The organism is Ensifer sp. Root127 (genome assembly GCF_001425225.1).
GTDB lineage: Bacteria > Pseudomonadota > Alphaproteobacteria > Rhizobiales > Rhizobiaceae > Ensifer > Ensifer canadensis.
Genome location: NZ_LMDX01000001.1, coordinates 311,754 through 330,706, shown reverse-complemented (window position 1 = coordinate 330,706; position 18,953 = coordinate 311,754). Strand labels below are relative to the sequence as shown.

General features: G+C 58.4%; 15 protein-coding genes and 1 tRNA gene. 13 read left to right on the top strand and 3 right to left on the bottom strand.

What is annotated here, in order from left to right:
• Window positions 1-22 precede the first annotated feature (22 nt).
• Window positions 23-397 (bottom strand): PilZ domain-containing protein, encoded by a 375-nt coding sequence (locus ASD03_RS01550; RefSeq protein ID WP_025426373.1) that lies wholly within the window; start codon window positions 395-397, stop codon window positions 23-25.
• 209 nt (window positions 398-606) lie between these two features.
• Complete coding sequence (locus ASD03_RS01545; protein ID WP_244445421.1) at window positions 607-1,029, bottom strand: hypothetical protein; 423 nt, start codon at window positions 1,027-1,029, stop codon at window positions 607-609.
• A gap of 254 nt (window positions 1,030-1,283) precedes the next feature.
• Between ASD03_RS01545 and ASD03_RS01540 the strand changes: the two genes are divergently transcribed.
• The 6 genes from ASD03_RS01540 (at window position 1,284) to mobC (ending at window position 9,084) form a co-directional block, all read left to right on the top strand.
• Window positions 1,284-3,503 carry a caspase family protein gene (locus tag ASD03_RS01540; RefSeq protein WP_025426375.1) on the top strand — a complete coding sequence of 740 codons (2,220 nt, stop codon included), beginning with the start codon at window positions 1,284-1,286 and terminating at the stop codon, window positions 3,501-3,503.
• 308 nt (window positions 3,504-3,811) lie between these two features.
• Window positions 3,812-3,901: transfer RNA gene (locus tag ASD03_RS01535), tRNA-Ser, on the top strand.
• A gap of 78 nt (window positions 3,902-3,979) precedes the next feature.
• Window positions 3,980-5,638 (top strand): site-specific integrase, encoded by a 1,659-nt coding sequence (locus ASD03_RS01530; RefSeq protein WP_162250491.1) that lies wholly within the window; start codon window positions 3,980-3,982, stop codon window positions 5,636-5,638.
• Between the two features lie 262 nt (window positions 5,639-5,900).
• On the top strand, window positions 5,901-7,553 hold the full coding sequence (locus tag ASD03_RS01525) for a hypothetical protein (protein WP_057212434.1): 1,653 nt from the start codon (window positions 5,901-5,903) through the stop codon (window positions 7,551-7,553).
• Window positions 7,554-8,354: 801 nt separating this feature from the next.
• Complete coding sequence (locus ASD03_RS01515) at window positions 8,355-8,597, top strand: hypothetical protein (protein ID WP_057212430.1); 243 nt, start codon at window positions 8,355-8,357, stop codon at window positions 8,595-8,597.
• Window positions 8,598-8,760: 163 nt separating this feature from the next.
• A complete protein-coding gene (gene mobC, locus ASD03_RS01510) occupies window positions 8,761-9,084 on the top strand; it encodes a plasmid mobilization relaxosome protein MobC (protein ID WP_057212428.1) in 324 nt (107 codons plus the stop codon).
• Window positions 9,085-9,257: 173 nt separating this feature from the next.
• On the opposite strand, the gene ASD03_RS40250 is transcribed toward mobC, so the two are convergent.
• Window positions 9,258-9,668 (bottom strand): hypothetical protein, encoded by a 411-nt coding sequence (locus ASD03_RS40250; RefSeq protein ID WP_244494605.1) that lies wholly within the window; start codon window positions 9,666-9,668, stop codon window positions 9,258-9,260.
• A 136-nt stretch (window positions 9,669-9,804) separates the two neighbouring features.
• On the opposite strand from ASD03_RS40250, the gene ASD03_RS40245 reads away from it, so the two are divergent.
• From ASD03_RS40245 to ASD03_RS01475, 7 genes are all read left to right on the top strand, one after another.
• On the top strand, window positions 9,805-10,032 hold the full coding sequence (locus ASD03_RS40245) for a hypothetical protein (protein WP_244494604.1): 228 nt from the start codon (window positions 9,805-9,807) through the stop codon (window positions 10,030-10,032).
• A gap of 232 nt (window positions 10,033-10,264) precedes the next feature.
• The gene (locus tag ASD03_RS01500) at window positions 10,265-10,921 is read left to right on the top strand and encodes a hypothetical protein (RefSeq protein ID WP_156407891.1); all 657 of its coding nucleotides are present in this window, start codon (window positions 10,265-10,267) and stop codon (window positions 10,919-10,921) included.
• Between the two features lie 44 nt (window positions 10,922-10,965).
• Entirely contained in the window at window positions 10,966-11,226 is a 261-nt protein-coding gene (locus ASD03_RS01495) for a hypothetical protein (RefSeq protein WP_162250490.1), read from the top strand.
• Between the two features lie 121 nt (window positions 11,227-11,347).
• Complete coding sequence (locus tag ASD03_RS01490; protein ID WP_057212422.1) at window positions 11,348-14,098, top strand: DNA methyltransferase; 2,751 nt, start codon at window positions 11,348-11,350, stop codon at window positions 14,096-14,098.
• Complete coding sequence (locus ASD03_RS01485; RefSeq protein WP_057212420.1) at window positions 14,095-15,276, top strand: hypothetical protein; 1,182 nt, start codon at window positions 14,095-14,097, stop codon at window positions 15,274-15,276. The genes ASD03_RS01490 and ASD03_RS01485 overlap by 4 nt, the downstream gene beginning before the upstream one ends.
• Complete coding sequence (locus ASD03_RS01480; protein WP_057212414.1) at window positions 15,273-17,339, top strand: DEAD/DEAH box helicase; 2,067 nt, start codon at window positions 15,273-15,275, stop codon at window positions 17,337-17,339. The genes ASD03_RS01485 and ASD03_RS01480 overlap by 4 nt, the downstream gene beginning before the upstream one ends.
• Entirely contained in the window at window positions 17,332-18,513 is a 1,182-nt protein-coding gene (locus ASD03_RS01475; protein WP_057212413.1) for a GIY-YIG nuclease family protein, read from the top strand. Before ASD03_RS01480 ends, ASD03_RS01475 begins: the two co-directional genes overlap by 8 nt.
• Window positions 18,514-18,953 lie beyond the last annotated feature (440 nt).

Genomic DNA, 18,953 nt, shown 5'->3' with positions numbered 1-18,953 from the left:
CGTTGCGCCGGCCGCAGAGGCATCAGCGGCGCTTGGGCGTTTTTGCGTTCTGGCCGGTAAAGAATTCCTGGCGGATGATCTCGCGCAGCAGGCTCTGTTCGATCGGCTTGATGAATTGCACGCCGACGCGATCGCCGTTGCGATAGACCTCGGCGCAGCCGATGCGGAGTGCTGTGCCGATGATATGGAGATAATAATGCTGCGGCAGGCCGATGGTGGTCTGCACGGCAAAGCTGGCGCCACCGCGGGAAATGTCGATCATCCGACAGGTCCTGACAGACACGCTGCCAAGGCCCGGCTGCACCGTCGTCAGGGTGGCGGCATGGCCGATGGAAAAGCGTTCGTAGCGACGCTCGTAGAACGGCGAGGGCACGCAGGAATACATCGTCTGCTGCATCTGTCATTCTCCGCCAACGCCGGATCGCGAAATGCGATCATTGCCAAACTCGGCCTTCGATCGTGGGCAACTCATTCGCCCACGCTTAATCCTCGCGTGAATGCCGAGGTAAGTCGAGTGCAGTTTCGGTTGAGAAGTTTGCAATCCCCTGAAGGAGTTCGATAAAAATCTAACATCGGTCATTTTCCGTGTACCGGAGCCGGCCACAATCAAAAGCCACCGCTTGAAAATTGCATGCGGATCAACCGGCTGATGAAATCGGGCGCCAGCAGCATGTTGAAGCGCACGCCGAGTTCCGCGCCGCTGCGGTGGACCTGGGAACAGCCGATCTCTTCCTTGAATCCGTCGATCTCGAGGAAGAAGTGTTTCGGCACGATCAGTGCGGCATTGAAATCGAGCATGGCGCCGGCGATCGAAATGTGCCGCAGCAGGCATTGATATTTGGTCTTTGCCTTGAGGTGCTGGCCAATGATGAGAATCCGGCAGGGACGCTCAATAAAGTAGTGTTGATACGTCGTTGCCAGCTGTCCTGGCTTCGCTTCCGCGACGTGCATTTTCATCGACATGGCAAACTCCGAGAACGCATAGCCTTTCATTGGCGCAGGAAACGCATCAGGCTCGGCCGGAATCACCCGGAGCAAGCGATGCGGCGTCCGGGTTAAGATCGCCTGCTTGCTTCGACCTTGCGGCGGCGCAGACGACGAGCCACCTCAAAAAATATGGCGATCGGAGACATTGAAAGCCCCTGGCTCATACGTAATAGTTTCATTTGGGCATGATTGTGGGGCGTTGGCATCGTCCCGAAGTGCCGTCATTGGGGTTGTGCGCCTCCTCAATCCTGCTCCCGAGGAGTTGGTGGATAAGGGGTGACGCCGGAGGGAAGAGCATGTTTTCGGGGCATTCGTCGCGCTGGCGGTCGTTCGTCATTCTTTTGGTGGCGGTGTCGGCGTTTGCGCCGGCCGAGGTCTTGGCCGCAAAGCGCGTTGCCCTGTTGATCGGCAACGAAAAGTACGAAGCGACCTCGCAACTCAACAATCCCGCCAATGACGTCGAACTGATGAAGGCTTCGTTCGAGGAGGCCGGCTTCGATTCCGTCACCACCGTTCATGACCTCGGGCGCCAGGACATGGTCAAGGCGCTGCGCGATTTTGAAGATCTGGCGACGGGCGCCGACGTGGCGATCGTCTACTATTCCGGCCACGGCATGGAAATGAACGGCCAGAACTTCCTGCTGCCGACCGATGTGCAATTGAAGACGGACAAGGATATCGAGGACGAGGCGATTGGCCTTGATCGGGTTCAGCGCTCGCTCGAGGGCGCAACGAAGCTCAAGCTGGTGATACTCGACGCCTGTCGCAACAATCCGTTCGAGCAAAGCATGACGCGCTCGATCTCGACGCGCGCAGTTTCGCGGGGCCTGGCGCGTGTCGAGCCGGAATCGGCCGACCTGCTTGTCGCTTTCGCTTCCAAGGCCGGAACAGTGGCGCTTGATGGCGAGGGCAAGAACAGCCCGTTTGCCACCGCACTTGCCAAATATCTCACCGAGCCGGGTGTCGATGTGCGAATCGCCTTGGGCAAGGTCCGCGATGAGGTGGTTTCGGTCACAAACCGCGGTCAGGAGCCCTTTGTCTATGGGTCGCTTGGCGGTGCGCAGATCTTCCTGAATATAAAGGAAGTGAACATCAACATCACGAATAACGGCGAGCAGCTCTCGCCGAACAGCCAGTCGGCTGCCGCTGCCGACTGGCAGAACATCCGCGATCTCGCCGACAAAGACCTGATCGATGCCTTTCTCGCCAAGCATGGGTCCGATCCCGTCTACAAGATGTTGGCGGAGAAGAAGCTGAAGCTCCTGGCCGAGGCGGAGCAGATGTCGAGCGTGACCCCTGACGAGATCGCCTGGGATGCCCTCAAGCAATCGACCGATGCCGCCGCGCTGACGCGGTTCCTCGAGCGCTATCCCGACAGCAAGCATAAGGCAGAGGCCGAGCAGCAGATCGCCGCCCTCGAACCACAAAAGGGCCTCAACATCTCGCAGACCGGCAAGGACACGCAGGCTTCGCGCGACTGCTATCTGCTGGCAGGTGAACCTCAGTCGATGCCCGGCTTCGTTGGTGTGAATTTCTTGAAGCTTGATTCCGCCCGCGCACTGACGGCCTGCGCCCAGGCGGTCAACGAAAACCCGGATGACATGATGCTCGTCAATATGTTGGGCCGGGCACAGGATGCCGGACGCGACTATGTCGAGGCACGCCACAATTATCAAAAGGCCGCCGACGGCGGCAATATGTACGCGTTGACCAATCTGGCATGGTTCTCCGTTTACGGCACCGATGGCGCCGTCGATGTCGACCAGGGCCGCCGGATGTTCGAGCAAGCAGCCAAGGCCGGCAATGCCTATGGCCAGGCATCGCTCGGCTGGCTCTATCGCGAGGGCTATGGCGGCATCGCCCAGGATTATGATGAAGCGGCCAGATGGTACCAACTGGCCGCCAACCAGGGTTACGCCAACGCGATGGCGACGGTGGCCTGGTTCTACAGAGAGGGCCTCGGCCTGCCCAAGGACCTGACGCAGTCGCTGTCGTGGTACAAGAAGGCCGCCGAAGGTGGCGACGTCAACGCGATGTCGTCGCTCGGTTGGGCCTACCAGAACGGGCTCGGCACCGAGCAGAACTATGTCGAAGCCAAGACCTGGTATGAAAAGGCGGCCAATGTCGGGGATTCCTATTCCATGGCATTGCTCGGCTGGTTCTACGATATCGGCACCGGCGTCACCCAGGACTATGCTCAGGCCCGCACCTGGTACGAGATGGCGGCGAATGCCGGCAGCGCCTACGCCATGGGAAATCTGAGCCGCCTTTATGACTATGGCCTGGGCACCAAGGCGGATGCGAAGGAGGCGGTGCGCTGGGCGGCAGCCAGCATCGAGGGCGGCGATCCGGCCAAGCTTCAGGAGTTGAAGTCCCAGCCGAGCAATTTCACGCCGGCCTTCCGCAAGGAAATGCAGGCGCTATTGAAGGATCGCGGTTTTTACAGTGGTCCTGTCGACGGGGACTTTGGCGCGGCAACGCTCGATGCGATCGATAGGCTTTCGCGAAAGTCATAGAAACGTGCTGGTGAAAGCTACAGCGCCACGCGTCTTATTAGACGCGCAAAGGTCGCTGTCGCACTTTGGATTGCTGCATGTTTTTATCCTTAAATCGAATACGATCTAAGGAAACATGCAGTAGGCTCGGTCCTGTTCGTCTCGCATTGCTGCCGCTCTCGACCACAGTCGAACCGCTGCTTCCCGTGAGTCTTCGGCCGCGTGAGGGGCTTGGTTCCCCCGGTGCCCACATGAAAATGCGATCATTTCCCGGAAACCGACAAAAAAATCTTGCATTGCCTGCGGTCTGACACTAGTCAGGCGCTAACGGAGAGGTGGCCGAGTGGTCGAAGGCGCTCCCCTGCTAAGGGAGTATACCCGGAAGGGTATCGAGGGTTCGAATCCCTTCCTCTCCGCCATTTCCCGTTTGTTGATTTCATTGAGTCTTCTGACGCCTCGGTTCGGGTTCGTACCCACCCATGTACCCGGGGCTATTCATGTATCTCACCCGTCGCGACAACGGTTTTCGCTTCCAGCGCCGTATCCCGAAACACTTGGTGCCGATTCTCGGTGCGTCTCCGATCCGCCTTCATCTCGGTAGGATTCCCGCCCGCAAGGCGGCGCTGATCGCCCGTTTACTTGTCAGTCATTCCGACCGGCTATTCCACGGCCTCGTTCGAAACGGGTGCCGATCCATGCCAGACAATACCGATCCCAGAGATGCGATTATCGCCGAGCTGCAGCGGCAACTAGCCGAAGTCATGGACGAAGCACGCAAGGCAGTGGAGGCCACCGAGCAGGCGATACAGGTGCAGGAGAGCTTCCATGCCGCCGAACTGGAGCAACAGGCGAGCGAGATGAGGGTCGCCGCTCTCGAACGCGAGAACACGCTACGGCGCGACGTGAATGCGGTCTACACCTCGTTCATGGACACGCAGGCCACGGTTCTGCAAACTCTTGAAAAGGCAAAGGCCGAACGGAACGCCGCCTCAGTCACTCCCAAACTGGAAAGTCTGTCGGAGAAGATCGTATCCCTGAATGCCGCGGTGGCAACGAGCCTAGACGGCGGATATGTTCGGCCGCTCATGTCGGTTGCGCTGGACCAGTGGCACCGTGAGATTCGTGTCAATCAGGGGATCGCCGAGAAAAAGACCGATACGGATTATAACCGTCTCAAGGATTTCGTGGCTTTCGCCGGCGACAAGCCGGTCAACAAGTATCGGTTCTTCGACTTCCAGAAGTTCGCGAATCTGCTGGCGATCGTTCCCTCGAACTACAACAAGATTCCTGAACTGCGCAGCAAGACGCGGGAAGAAGCCGCAGCCTACAATGCCAGCCTGTCTCCGGATCAGCGACTGGAAACTCTGTCTATCACGACCATCGAGACGAACTATTTTTCGCCGTTGCAGGTGTTCTTTCTGGACGTCGCCGCCGAATACGAATTCCGTTCTCCGCTGGTCGACGTCAAAATCCGCATCCCCAAGTTCGTCAAGGGCAAGACGGTACGCCGCCCGTTTACGATCGAGGAATTGAACCAGTGGTTCCCTATCGCAGCCATCGAGAAGAGGGCGGATATGAAATGGATACCCTTGCTTGGGGCGATTCTGGGGGCGCGTGTCGGCGAACTCGTACCGTTGCAGGGCAAAGACGTCTATCGTGTCGAAGGGGATGTATGGGTCATCGACCTGACCACGGACCTGACCGACGACGGAGGGGAATCCGAGGAGCGCCAGGTCAAGAACGCGAGCAGCCGGCGCATCATCGCGCTTCCAGATATCATCGTTCGCACCGGCTTTATCGATTACGTGAATACCCGCCGGCCCGAGGACAACCTTTTCCCCGCCTGTTTCTACCATGGCAAGAAGCGGGTCGAAGACCCCGCGGGCGCAGCGTCGAAGCGGCTGAACGGACAATTGCGGAAGGTCGGAATTCATCGCGCGATTGAAACCACCTTCCACTCGACGCGCCATACCGCCAAGGACATCATGCGCCTTGCCAAGATCGACGAGCGCATTCACGACAAGCAGACGGGACACGCGAACAAGACGGTTTCGCGGGGCTACGGCGCGAAGACACTGCTGCGCGAGGAGATCGAGGTCTTGCGGGCGTTGTCCCTTCCGGAAGGGCTGGACCTTTCTCCCTATTTCGTTCGCTGAACACTCCATTGGCGCTTGCGTCATGCGCCGCCGGCTCCGAGCATAGAAAAAGCCGCGGGTCACAGGGCTGGAACCCTACCGCGGCTTTCTCGGAGATTGTTCAATGAAAGTAAACGGCGGCGACGCAATTGTAAAGATAACTGACCCTACGCAGACAGGTGCGGGGCAATCGACTTATCGGAACCCAGAACTTACGGGGCAACCCCTGCTCGGTTTCGAAACACGCTACGCAGAGGCCCGGCGCAAGGCCGCCGAAGCTAGGATGAAGCGGAAAACCGCAAGTAAGCCCTCCCGCATTGTCGCGGGCGAACCCGACACGAACCGCGCCCGACAGGAGGCCATCGAACTTCGGCGGGCCGTACAACGGCGGCTGGAAGAGGGATTCGAGCTACCTTTCGGTAAACAGGTCGCCGGCCGTTGGCGTGATCCGTTTACGGAAGAGGGCCTGCGCTCGGAAGACAACCCGGTCCTGAAACTGTTCGTTTCGCTGGTGCCGAAGGGCGGCGCGGCGCGGGCCTCGAATGAAAAGGCAACGTTGGCGGTACAGACGCGGTCGAAACTGCTCACGCTCGACTATCCCTACATCGAACTCAACAAGACGTTCCTTGGCGCGCTGCGCATCGATTGCGACGGCGTCTTCGTCTCCCCGGACCATCTGTTGTATGCGCTTGAAGAACTGGTCGAGGCCGGCGCGATTCCCTGTTTGCCGCATATCATCGTCGGCGACCGCCTTGCGGACGGCAGCTATCATCGACCGCACCTGATCTTTCTCCTGCCGCCCGGAAGCGCTGTGTGGAAATCGTCGGACAAGCGCTGCCGCGGCGCTGTCGTGCAGCTGTTCCTCGGCGTCTATCACGGCCTTGTCAAGGCGTTGCTCGGACTAGGTGCCGATCCGGCCGCGCCGGCGGCAACCATGCGCATGAAAAATCCGCTTTCACCGTTCTGGCACACGCTGACACCGAACCGGCACACCATGCCGACGCTCTCTGACTATGCCGACTGGGTCGATACTCGGACGGGCCGCGAGGCGCTTGTCCGTCATGCCGCGTCGATCCAGTCGGCGATGGACCTTACGCCCTCGAACCTGGCGTTCAACACACTGCGCGATCGGGCGAAGGCGCTGCTGATCGAATGGCATTTCGCCGCGGACGCCCGCATGACCGGTTCGAGGGCGGCGCTTGCCGATCATCTTCATGCCGCGCTCGACGATCATGCCCGGACGATGGACCTCGACGATACCAGGCTGCCCTATATCGTCGCCAAGGTCGCCGACCATCTGGCCCTCGATTTCGACGCTACGAAGCTGCAGGGCAAAAAGAACCGTAAGCGCCTGCTGCACGTCGTCGAAGGCATGAGGCGCGTCCAGGATCGGCAGAAGGCCGGCGCGGACTATTCGAACGGCGTGCGCCGCGAGCGGAGTCTCGAAAAACTGGTCGCGGCCTATGCCGTCATGCTGGAGCGGTCGGAAACGCTCAGCCCGGAGAAGCTGGCGTCTAGGGCCGGCGTGTCCCGATCGACCGCCTATCGGCACTTTGCGGCCTGTCAGCAAATTTGTGCGATCGGGTGTATAGATAAAAAGGTAGGCGACGCCCCGTGCGCCGATCATCGTGAAAAGGCGCAGGGCGAAACGGCCAATGGTGAAACGCCATACGGGAACGCCGACCCTGAAGGCACCTTCAGAGAGGACGGCCTGGTTTGTGATCAACCGGAGACCGAAGACGACGATCTCCGGTTGATCGAGGAGCACGAGACCTGGATCGCGGTGCAGGAAGGGCGGAATTCGGGCCGCCAGATGCCCTTCGGCAGCTCGGATGTATCCGACATCGTTTTTGACGATCACTCCCATCTGGCGGTCACGGAAACCGCAAATTCGGCCATGGTGCAGGAAGTGTGGCGCTCATTGGCGCTGGCCTAGTCCCGGCCATGAGTCTCATGTCGGGGGGCGGGATCGTTGGGGGCGCTCCGATCCGTCCAGTCCCGCCTTCGCAGCCCGAGGCTCGGCTATGCCTGCGCCCGCGCCAGCCGGAACCGGACGGCTCTCCACGCCGGAAGAGGATGGTTCGAAAGTCGAAGTGAACGCCTCGAAACTCGAAAGGCCGATCGTTCGGGGTTCGAACCATCGGCGATGTTGAACGCCGCGGCATCACGGACTTGTTCGTGACGACGGGGACCACGTTGGCGATCGTGAGCCCTGCGCCCAACAGTTCGAAATTCGAGGCGTTTACTTCGAATTCCGAATTATGCGACCGTTTGAGCTTCGAACGGATCGTTTCGAGTTTCGAAGCATCGGATGGACGGAGTTCGAAATCGGCGGCGGTCGATCCCGGATCGCGGCGAACGCGACCTCCTGCGGCAGCCTGCTTCCCGATTTCGTCACGCGCGAATTCCCGAAGTCCCGCCAGATCGGCGGCGCTATGCTGACTTCTCCGATACGCTCATCATCATAGAGGCTTCGATATCGAAGACGACGCCGGTGGCGATCGTGCGAACGTCGAATTGAAGACTTCGAAAGTCGAGACATCTTCGAATGGTTCGAAACCCGAACCATCGATGTTTTCGAGACACCCCGCCCGGTCGGAAAAGGGCGGAATCGGTCGTTAAAATTCGAGATGTAACGTTAGGAACTGGTCCGGGGTAAATCCGGACGTTCCTGGGCTCGATTCTGGCTTTGCAATAAACTCATGCCATTGAAGTGGCGGGAGAAAGGCGCGCGGAAATGAGGTCGAAGTCGACAGTCATCGAAGGACCGGCATTCCGCTTCATTGTCGAAGAGGTTAATGAAACCGATCGCGCCGGAGGCGTTCTGATGTATGTGGCGTCCATGTATCTGCAGGTCCGTGGATCGTCCAAGCTGCACCTCATTCGCCGTTCCCGCGTTCCCGGTTCAGCCGCAGACCTCGTCCGCGACGCCCGGCTTGGCCGGGTGGATGTTGGCGTCCTGATTGCGCCTGCCGCCTGAAACCAGCCTGCCATTTGCGCCGGCGGAATTCCGAACCCAAAATTCCAGAAGACAATGAGGGAAGCCAGCAATGCCTTGTGCCCACACAAGGCGACTGGTCAGGGGGAGAAACCTCCCCCGTGAACCCCCTCGACGGCATGCCGATTAAGGGAATTGGACTTCGATGCGCGACAGGATCATTCGTATTCGAACGACGACGGAGGAACTGGCTCGAATTCAGGACCTGGCCCGATCGCGCGGTCTGTCGATTTCCGAAATGCTCCGCCGTGCGGCCCTTGGTGTCCGGATGCCTGCCCGAGGATTCGATCAGACCAACATAGTGTTACTCACCCAGACGCTCGGCGAGCTTGGCCGGATCGGCGGTAACCTCAATCAGATTGCCCGGCGAGCGAATACTGGAAGGCTTGCAGGACACGACGCCGAACTCACCCAGACGCTTGCAGGAATTGACGGACTGCGCGACCGAATTCGCGAGATCGTCCGATGATTGTCCAGAGCACCCGCATCGGTCGGAAGGGCGGTGTTCGATATCTCGCCCGGCATTTGCTCGACAAGTTCGAGGAGAACGATCGCATCGAGGTTCTGGCTGGCGACAGGAGCGCGCTTCACGACGCCCAAGCGCTCGCCGAGGTCAAGCAATGCAAGTTCAGCGTCCGCCATTTATCGGTTTCGCCCGAACGCGAGATGACGCCCGTAGAATTGTCGGAGTTCATCCGGGCGATTGATGCCGAGTTCCGCATTGGCCCGGATCGACCGCGCCTTGTGGTTCGGCACGTGAAGAAAGGCCGATCCCACTTTCACGTCGCCGTTGCCGAAGTCGACCCGACGACGTTGCGCGTGCTGGATTGCCGGCACGATTACGCCAGGCTGGAAGACCTCGCCCGTCGCTACGAAGAAGACCATGGCGAGACCGCGCAGCCGTCGCGCGCCGAGCGCCGCGCCAGGCGCACGGAAGGGTTTTCCGATGTATCGCGGAAACGCGCCGAGAGAGTCGCGCCGAAGTTCGACCGTGCAAGACTTCGCCAGGCTGCTGCGCGCGGCTACGCGGCGTTCGTCCAGGAAATCGGCCACCAAGGTCTTCAGATAGCAGACGGCGACAAGGGACTGATCCTGATCACGCCGGCCGGCGCAGTCGTGGCGGCGGCCAATCGCGCCGCCGGCATGAAGCGCGGCGAATTCCAGAGTTTTCTACAGGGAGGAATCGAGAATGAACGACTTATCGGAAGTCAGACCAGGGTACCTGAGCGCCCTCGCGACGGTGGAAAGCAACACAGCGCGCCTGCTGCCGCTTCTCTCGCTGCTGGAGACGCCGGAACAATCCGACCGGATCGGTCAATTGCTGGAATTGCTCGGCCTGATCCTGGACGCCCAGCACCAGCAAGCGAACGCATTGAAAGACCTCACCACAAGGATCGATCGGCTGCCGCGGCGATAGGGCGGCTTTCCCGGGAGGCGCTGTTTCTGCACCGCCTGACCAGGCTGGACCTCGATGATCTTCTCCGGCGTGCGCGGGAATTCGCGGCGTCGATCCGTTCAATGTTCGAACCCGAACGGGATCGCCTTGCGCGGCAGATCGTCGAGGCGAAACGAACGCGGAAATCATTTCCGCCGGCGGAGGCCCCGCGACCTTCTACTCCGAGCTATGATTTCCGATGGAGGGTGACACCATGAACAAACCTGATCTGAAGACGCCGAGGAGGAAGAGACGTCGTACCTGTTACGACCGGCTGCGCGCCCGGATCATTAGCGCCCGTCGTGCGCGTCGGGCCAATCCGGCGACATCGGCAGCCGCGCAGTTGCTGGCGATCTTTACCGTCATGGTGGGGCGGACGCCACTCACGCCACCGGCATCCGTCAGGTATGCCGCCCCTTCTGTCTCTCCGGCGTGGGCGGAGCGGAAGCAATTGGCCCAACACCTTGGAGTGCCTATCCGCTACGTCGAGATCACGATGGCACGCGGCGAAGTTCCGTATTCCGTACTTTTCCATCACATCCGGGGCGGCGGCGCGTTGCGGCGCGACGCTATGCGGGTCCTGCGCACCCGTGCACCGGAGGCATCGATCGACTGGCTCGACCACGTGGAAGTCACGGGCCGCTGGTCCGACCTTCTGTTGTGCTTCGTCCGCAGCGAGTACGAAGAAGACACCGACATCAAGCTTTTGCAGTCAACGATCGCCTGGCTCGACACACTTTCCCCCCACCGAGACATTGTCGGGCCGGCGGAAACCGGAACAGGCATGGGCAGCGGCCTTGCCCCCAGCCCCAGCGGCAAGGACTCTGACCCGACGAACGATGAGGGCGGGCCGAAGGGGCGCAGGCCGTGAGCCCACCGCCATATCCACGAAATCCATATCAGGAGAACCTACGAGTGTCTAAAACTAAGCCGAACTGGAAACTGATCGAGCCCTTTATAAAGGCTGTGCACGATCTCGAATCCGCGATTGCCGAAGCCGACCGCATCGGAGATCGGGCGTGGGATTTCGAATGTAGCGCCGGCGAAGAAGGACTTGGGCCATCTGGCAACATGGCATTTCAGCATTTACACGATGCCCTTGCAGAGCTTCATCAGGCCCGCAAGGCGGTTGCTGCCGCCCAAGATCATCTTAGAAAGATCGCATCGAAGCCCTGAATTTCCCTGCGTCATTGTTCGCACATGACGACTCAACTTCCGTCCGCTATTGATTGACCCAAACAATCTCCGATCCATCGACTTGGAACCGGAACAAGAACGGGCATGGGGAAGACGTCGCATGAATGCCGTCGAGATCGAAGAAGCGGTATCCGAACTTGCAGGTAAGCCGTTCGACGCAGGCGAGTTCCCGTTCGCCTTCCTCGCCGCGTTTGGCAATAAGGAAGTCACGATCAAGCGGCTGAGGACTCCGTCGGCGAATTCCTCCGACGTCCTTGGTGGTGTCCTCCAGAAGAGCAACATTCACGTCGCGACCTGTGCCGCGGGGGCGGTCGGCGAGACCCTGGTTGCGCTGCGCGACAGCCCCAAGACGACCTCGAACAAGGCAAAGTTCATCCTGGCAACGGACGGCGTCTGGTTCGAAGCCGAAGACCTGACCAGCGGGGAAACGGTTGCCTGCGCCTATCTTGAGTTCCCGGACCATTTCGGTTTCTTCCTGCCCTTGGCGGGTATCACCACGGTCAAGCAAATACGGGAAAGCTCGTTTGACATCCGCGCCACCGGCCGATTGAACAAGCTCTATGTGGAACTTTTGAAGGACAACCCAGATTGGGCTACGGCGGCGCGTCGTCCAGACATGAACCATTTCATGGCGCGGCTGATCTTTTGTTTCTTCGCCGAGGACACGGATATCTTCAACGGCGAAGGGGTATTTACCGCAACCATCAATCAGATGAGCGACCGTGACTCCTCGAATACCCATGAGGTCATCAGCACGCTTTTCCAGGCCATGAATACGAGGATCGAGAAGCGCTCATCGGAGAAATTGCCACGGTGGGCCGACGTCTTCCCATATGTGAATGGCGGCCTGTTCTCCGGCAGCACCGAAGTGCCGCGCTTCAGCAAGATTGCCCGTTCCTACCTGATCCATATCGGCGGCCTGAACTGGAAGATGATCAATCCCGACATCTTTGGCTCAATGATCCAGGCGGTCGCGGACGACGAGGAGCGCGGCGCGCTGGGGATGCACTACACCAGCGTGCCGAACATCCTGAAGGTCTTGAATCCGCTATTTTTGGACGACTTGCGCGACAAGCTTGCGGAAGCTGGTGAAAACTCACGGAAGCTCCTTAACCTACGCAATCGCATGTCCCGCATCAGGGTTTTCGATCCAGCCTGCGGTTCCGGGAACTTCTTGGTGATATCCTACAAGCAGATGCGGGAGATCGAGGCCGAGATCAACAAACGTCGAGGTGAGACGGACCGGCGGACCGAAATTCCTCTTACGAATTTCCGAGGAATAGAATTGCGTGATTTCCCTGCGGAAATCGCACGCCTTGCTCTTATCATAGCTGAATATCAATGTGACGTTCTGTATCGTGGCCAGAAGGAAGCCTTGGCCGAGTTCTTGCCTCTTGATGCCGAGAACTGGATAGTATCAGGCAATGCACTGAGGCTCGACTGGCGGAGTATTTGCCCTCCGACTGGAGCAGGAGTGAAGCTGCATGCCGAAGATTTGTTTCATACTCCTCTCGATCAGTCCCAAATAGACTTCGATAATGAGGGAGGTGAAACCTACATTTGTGGAAATCCTCCTTATAGGGGGAATGCCAAAAAATCTGATGAGCAGAAAGACGACCTCCAATTTCTGTTCTCGGGGAAAATAGAAAAGTGGGGTCTGTTGGACTATGTGTGCGGATGGTTCTTCAAGGCACATGAGTACGCCAAGGTCACCGAAGCGAAGTTTGCTTTCGTAGCAACGAACAGCGTCGTCCAAGGCCAACATATCACGAGCTTCTGGAAACCGCTTTTTGAGCAGGGTCTAAAATTTGTATTTGCTGTTCGGTCTTTCAGGTGGAGCAACCTGGCGACCAATGATGCTGGTGTTACTGTCGTTTGTATCGGAGCAGGCCGCGACGCGCCATCGCCCGTAATCTTTGATGGCGACATCAAGATGAGTGTCGTCAATATCAATGCGTATCTTTTACCCCAGGATAACTATTGGGTGGAAGGTAGCTCCAAACCCATTTCCAGCGTCTCGACAATGATTAAGGGAAATTATTATGGCGTTTCTGACCATTTAATATTCGATACATTTACGAGAGGCGAGTTCGTAAAGTTGGGCTTGGATTCGGATTACCTTCGCAAATTCTACGGCTCGACAGAGGTAATCAACGCCAAGCCACGGCATTGCCTTTGGTTTGAGGAAGCGCCTCATCGAAGCGTTCTCGAAACCGGGGATATCGCGAAACGTATAGAAGTGGGAGCACAAGTACGGTCTAAGTCAAAAGATGCCGTCGCGAACGGAATGGTTAAGCGACCCCATCAATTTAGGGAAATGTACAGCGCGAAACAGCATGTTTTGGCCGTTCCTGTGGTGTCATCGGAGAACCGAGATTACCTGCCGATAGACCTTCTTGATAAAGGCTCCGTGCTGTCGAACAAATGCTTTGCGCTGTACGACGCTCCTTCTTGGAACATGGCGATCATCGCTTCGCGCCTCCATTGGGTATGGATAGGCACGGTTTGCGTTCGGATGAGAACCGATTTCTCATATTCAAACACGCTTGGTTGGAACACCTTCCCGGTGCCTCCACTCACCGAGAAGAACAAAGCCGACCTTACCTGCTGTGCAGAGAACATACTTTTAGCTCGTGAAGCACATTTTCCGGCAACCATTGCCGATCTTTATGACCCTAACACGATGCCGGCCGATCTGCGTGACGCCCATGAACGCAATGACGAGGTCCTGGAGCGCATCTATATCGGCCGTCGGTTCCGGAACGACACGGAACGGCTCGAAAAGTTGTTCGAGCTCTATACAAAAATGACCGCTAGTGACGGCAGGAACCGCAAGGCGGCTCGCAAATGAGCGGCGGAACGAACTACAAGCCGGGCGGTGATGCGCAGGCAATTGCGCGGGTCGCTAAGGAGTATTACGGCAGCTTCCGCAATATGTTCGAGGTTCACAATTGGTCAGAGCGTGGCAATCATATGATGACTGCCCAGCAGTCGCGCGTCGTCGAAGCATACGGTTCAGTTCGGGCCTTCGAGGAGTCGCACCGCCGAACGACAGGTCTGATGTTTCCGATGGAAGCGATATATTCAGACCCGCCGAATGTCTGGCTGACCAGCTTTTACGGCTTCGGTCCATGGAACTGGGGCTTTCTGGGTTTTACACAGGAGAACGCTCGGCGCAGCTTCATTGAAAGCAGCGCACCTGGGGCGTTGGTCGTGATCTACGGGGCGAGCAAAGCTGCGGATGATGAGCGCTACAACGTCATTGGAGTCTTGCAATGCTCCCACGTGACCGGTCACGCGCAGCAGTTTATGCCCCCGGAGGAATGGCAAAAAAAGGAAACCAATCCCGATAGCAAGGGAAAGTGGAACTATGCGGTCAAGGTGGAACGCGCCTGGCGAGTGACGCCCGAGACCCGTATGCCGGTCAGGGAGTTTGCACCGGATGCCACTGCCAATGAGGCGTGGCAACACATTGGTGCCCGCGGCGAAAAATTAAATCGAAAAGAGGCGGACCATATTCTGAAGCTCGATCTTCAGGAGGTGGACGTCTACGGCCAAACTGCGCTCTTGCACGCCGCTCCAGGGAGTGCGCGGGAGATACTCGCGCCCAGCAGAGCCGGTCCGGTTTCACAGAGCGCCTATACGGTGCGCGAGGCCGAGGGGCCGAAACATCTCTACATTCTGAGTTTGTCGGGTGATGCGAACGCCTTTCTGGGAGAGCCGGCAAGGGGGCACCTTATCGTGAAGGCTGGATTTTCACGCAGCCCCAAGTCCAGACGTGACTCGCTCAATTCTGCCTTTCCGAATCTCGCCTTCAAATGGGAGGTCTTGCATTCCGGTCTCGAACGTGGGCTAGACGCATATCCCACATCGGCGCACGCCTTGGCTGGCGAGAAAGCGATGCAGAGGGTGCTATGCGAGGCACCTCACGCGCGATCGCTCGGCGGAGAGTTCTTTCTGGCAGACCCGCATCAGGTTGCCAAAGCATGGGAGGCAGGAAACAAGGCTGCCAGGGAGTTCAAGCAATGAATAGAAAGACTATCCCTTCAGTTTCGATGAAGACGGCCGGGACGGGGGCTTCGACCAAGGCCAATGAACTTGGCATGCGGACGATGCAGGAGCGTGCTTATGAGCGCCGTGGTGAGCAATACCTGTTGATTAAGTCGCCGCCAGCATCAGGCAAATCCCGTGCATTGATGTTTATCGCACTCGACAAGCTTCATAATCAAAATGTCCGAAAAGCCATCATTGTCGTTCCCGAACGGTCGATTGGCGGCAGCTTTGCCGATGAGCCACTTTCGAGCTACGGCTTCTGGGCCGACTGGACGGTGAAGCCCCAGTGGAATCTCTGCAACGTCGCCGGCATCGAAAACACGTCCGTCGCCAAATCGAAGGTCAAGGCCGTTGGTCAGTTCCTTGAAAGCGAAGATCGGGTCTTGGTTTGCACCCACGCGACGTTTCGATTTTCTGTCGAAGAACTCGGAATCGAAGCCTTTGATGACTGCCTGATCGCGGTTGATGAGTTCCACCATGTCAGCTCCAACCCGGACAACAAGCTCGGCTCGCAGTTGGGGCAGTTTCTTTCCCGGGATAAGGTGCACCTCGTCGCCATGACGGGGAGTTACTTTCGTGGCGACGCCGAGGCCGTACTAGCCCCCCAGGACGAGTCCAAGTTCGTGACCGTGACGTACACGTACTATGAACAGCTGAATGGCTACGATCATCTGAAGTCTCTGGATATCGGCTATTTCTTCTATTCCGGCCGCTATCTCGATGCGATTACCAAAGTTCTCGACGCCGCCCTCAAGACCATCGTGCACATCCCCAATGTCAACTCGCGCGAGAGCACAAAGGACAAGGTGAAAGAGGTCAACGAGATCATGGATGCGCTCGGCACCTGGGAAGGCGAAGAGCCCAAAACCGGGTTCCACCTTGTTCGCCTGCCCGACGGACGTCTCATCAAGGTCGCCGATCTCGTCGATGACGAGCCGGCACGGCGCGATAAGGTCGTGTCCGCGCTGAAGGACCCCAACCATAAGAATGACCGCGATCACGTCGACATTATCATTGCGCTCGGCATGGCTAAGGAAGGCTTTGATTGGATTTGGTGCGAGCATGCGTTGACTGTCGGCTATCGCGCCAGCCTCACCGAGATCATCCAGATTATCGGTCGCGCCACCCGCGACGCTCCCGGCAAGACGTCTGCGCGCTTCACCAACCTGATCGCCGAGCCGGATGCGAGCGAAGAGGCCGTCGTCGATGCCGTTAACGATACACTCAAGGCCATCGCAGCAAGCCTCCTGATGGAGCAGGTGCTCGCGCCGCGCTTCAACTTTACGCCAAAGAACGCCGAAAGCGGGCCGCTGCCAGACTTCGATTATGGCGAAAAAGGTTATGATCCCAAGGGTACGAATGTCGGCTTCAATGAGGCGACCGGCCAGTTCCATTTCGAGATCGGCGGCCTCGTGACGCCGCAGAGCAACGAAGCCAAGCGCATCTGCCAGGAAGACCTCAACGAGGTCATCACGGCGTTCGTTCAGGACAAGCCCGCCCTAGAGAAGGGATTGTTCGATGACGAGACAGTGCCGGAGGAGCTGACCCAGGTCCGTATGGGCAAGATCGTCAAGGATCGCTATCCGGAACTCAGCGACGTCGATCAGGAAGCCATTCGGCAGCATGCCATCGCCGCTCTGAACCTGACGCAGAAGGCCAAAGCCGTCGCCGCAGAATTGGAAGAATCCGGGCAGTTGACGGGCGGTTCCGCGCTCATCGACGGAGTTCGGAAATTCGCCATGGACGTCCGCAATCTCGATATCGACATGATCGACCGGATCAATCCTTTCGAGGCTGCCTATTCAATCCTGGCGAAGTCGATGAGCGAGCAGACCTTGAAACAGGTCGCCGCCGTGATCGCCAGCAAGAAGATCAGCATTCCCTACGAGGAAGCTCGCGACCTGGCATTGCGCGCCAGGAAGTTCATGCAGGATCGCGGTCGCGCACCCGACATCACATCGGCTGACGCCTGGGAAAAGCGTATGGCGGAAGGGGTTGTCGCCCTGAAGCGGCATGTAGAGCAGCAGAAGAATGGTTGATATTTCCGACGACGACCTCCTTGCCGAACTCGGGGCGGCACCGGAAGCCAAGAAGCAAAGCGCGAGGACGCCACGCGAAGAACGGATCATCGCCGGATTTGAAGACATCGTCCGGTTCCGCGAGGAGCATGGCCGTGTGCCTCAGCACGGAGAATCGCGCGACATATTCGAACGCCTCTATGCCGTCCGGCTCGATCGGCTGCGCGAACAGGAGGATTGCCGATCGCTGCTTCGGTCATTCGACCGGTACGGTCTGATGGCCGCAGCCGCCCCACCCAAGGATGAAATCGAGGACCTCGATGACGACGCCCTGCTTGCCGAACTCGGGGTCGAGCCGTTGGGTGACGTCGATCTTACCGAACTCACTCACGTGAAGCCTCGCGCAGAAGTCCGCGCTGCCGAGGAAGTAGCAAACCGGACGCCTTGCGATGACTTCGACAAGTTCAAGCCGCTGTTCGCCCAAGTGCAAAGGGAAATTGAATCCGGCAATCGCCAGACACGTCCCTTCGAGTTGAAGGCTGAAATTCGCCCTGGTGCTTGGTTCATCGTCGGCGGACAGAAGGTATATGTCGCGGAAATGGGAGAGCAGTTTACAACCGAGCATGGGCGAACAGACGCCCGGTTGCGCGTCATTTTCGACAACGGAACCGAGAGCAACATGCTCATGCGCTCGCTTCAGCGTTCGCTGAACAAGGACGAAGCCGGCCGCAGAATAACAGACCCCGTTGCAGGACCGCTCTTCTCCGGTGAGCAGACAGATGGGGATATGGAGAGCGGCACTATCTATGTGCTCCGGAGCAAATCAGACCATCCGGTCGTCACCGCGAACCGGGACCTGGTCCACAAGATCGGCGTTACCAACATGTCCGTCGAGCAGCGGATCGCTGGCGCTCGGCTTCAATCGACATATCTGTTAGCTGACGTCGAAATCGTGGCCACCTACAGGCTGTTCAACATCAACCGGTCCAAGCTGGAACACGTGCTGCACCGCGCCCTGTCTCCTGCCAGGCTGGACCTTACCGTCAAGGACCGCTTCGGCAACCCGGTAAAGCCGGAGGAATGGTATCTGGTGCCGCTGCACGTCATCGATGAGGTGGTCGAGAGGGTTAAGGACGGATCGATTACGGGGTATGAGTACGATCCGACCGAGGCGCAGTTGAAGGCAGTTGGGTAGTGAGTTCAAGTCGCAGCGGAGTCGTGGTGAAAGGGGCGATGTCATGAACTCAATCGACGCACATTGCTTTTCATGCGGCTACGATACTTTGTTGCTGATTGGTGGCCTGATGTCGAATCATCATGTGTATTCGTCTGGGCCGATAAGATGCGACGGATGCCAAGCCATAACGACGGCAAACTACAAAGCCCTGCCGTTGACCTGCGGGGTCTGCAAATCGTCAAACGTGTCACCTATGCGCGACCCCGCGAACTGGTTAGGTGACGATGATCCGGATGCTGGAGCATGGGCCGGGAGCTTGTTGCCCGCGTTGGGGTCCCGCGGCCATGACCACCTAGACTTGCCCGGTCACTACAAGTGCCCCCAATGCGGCAAGTTTGAACTGCGTTTTGGGACGAACTATTCCGGGCACGGCTATATGAGTACCGATTAAATTTTCG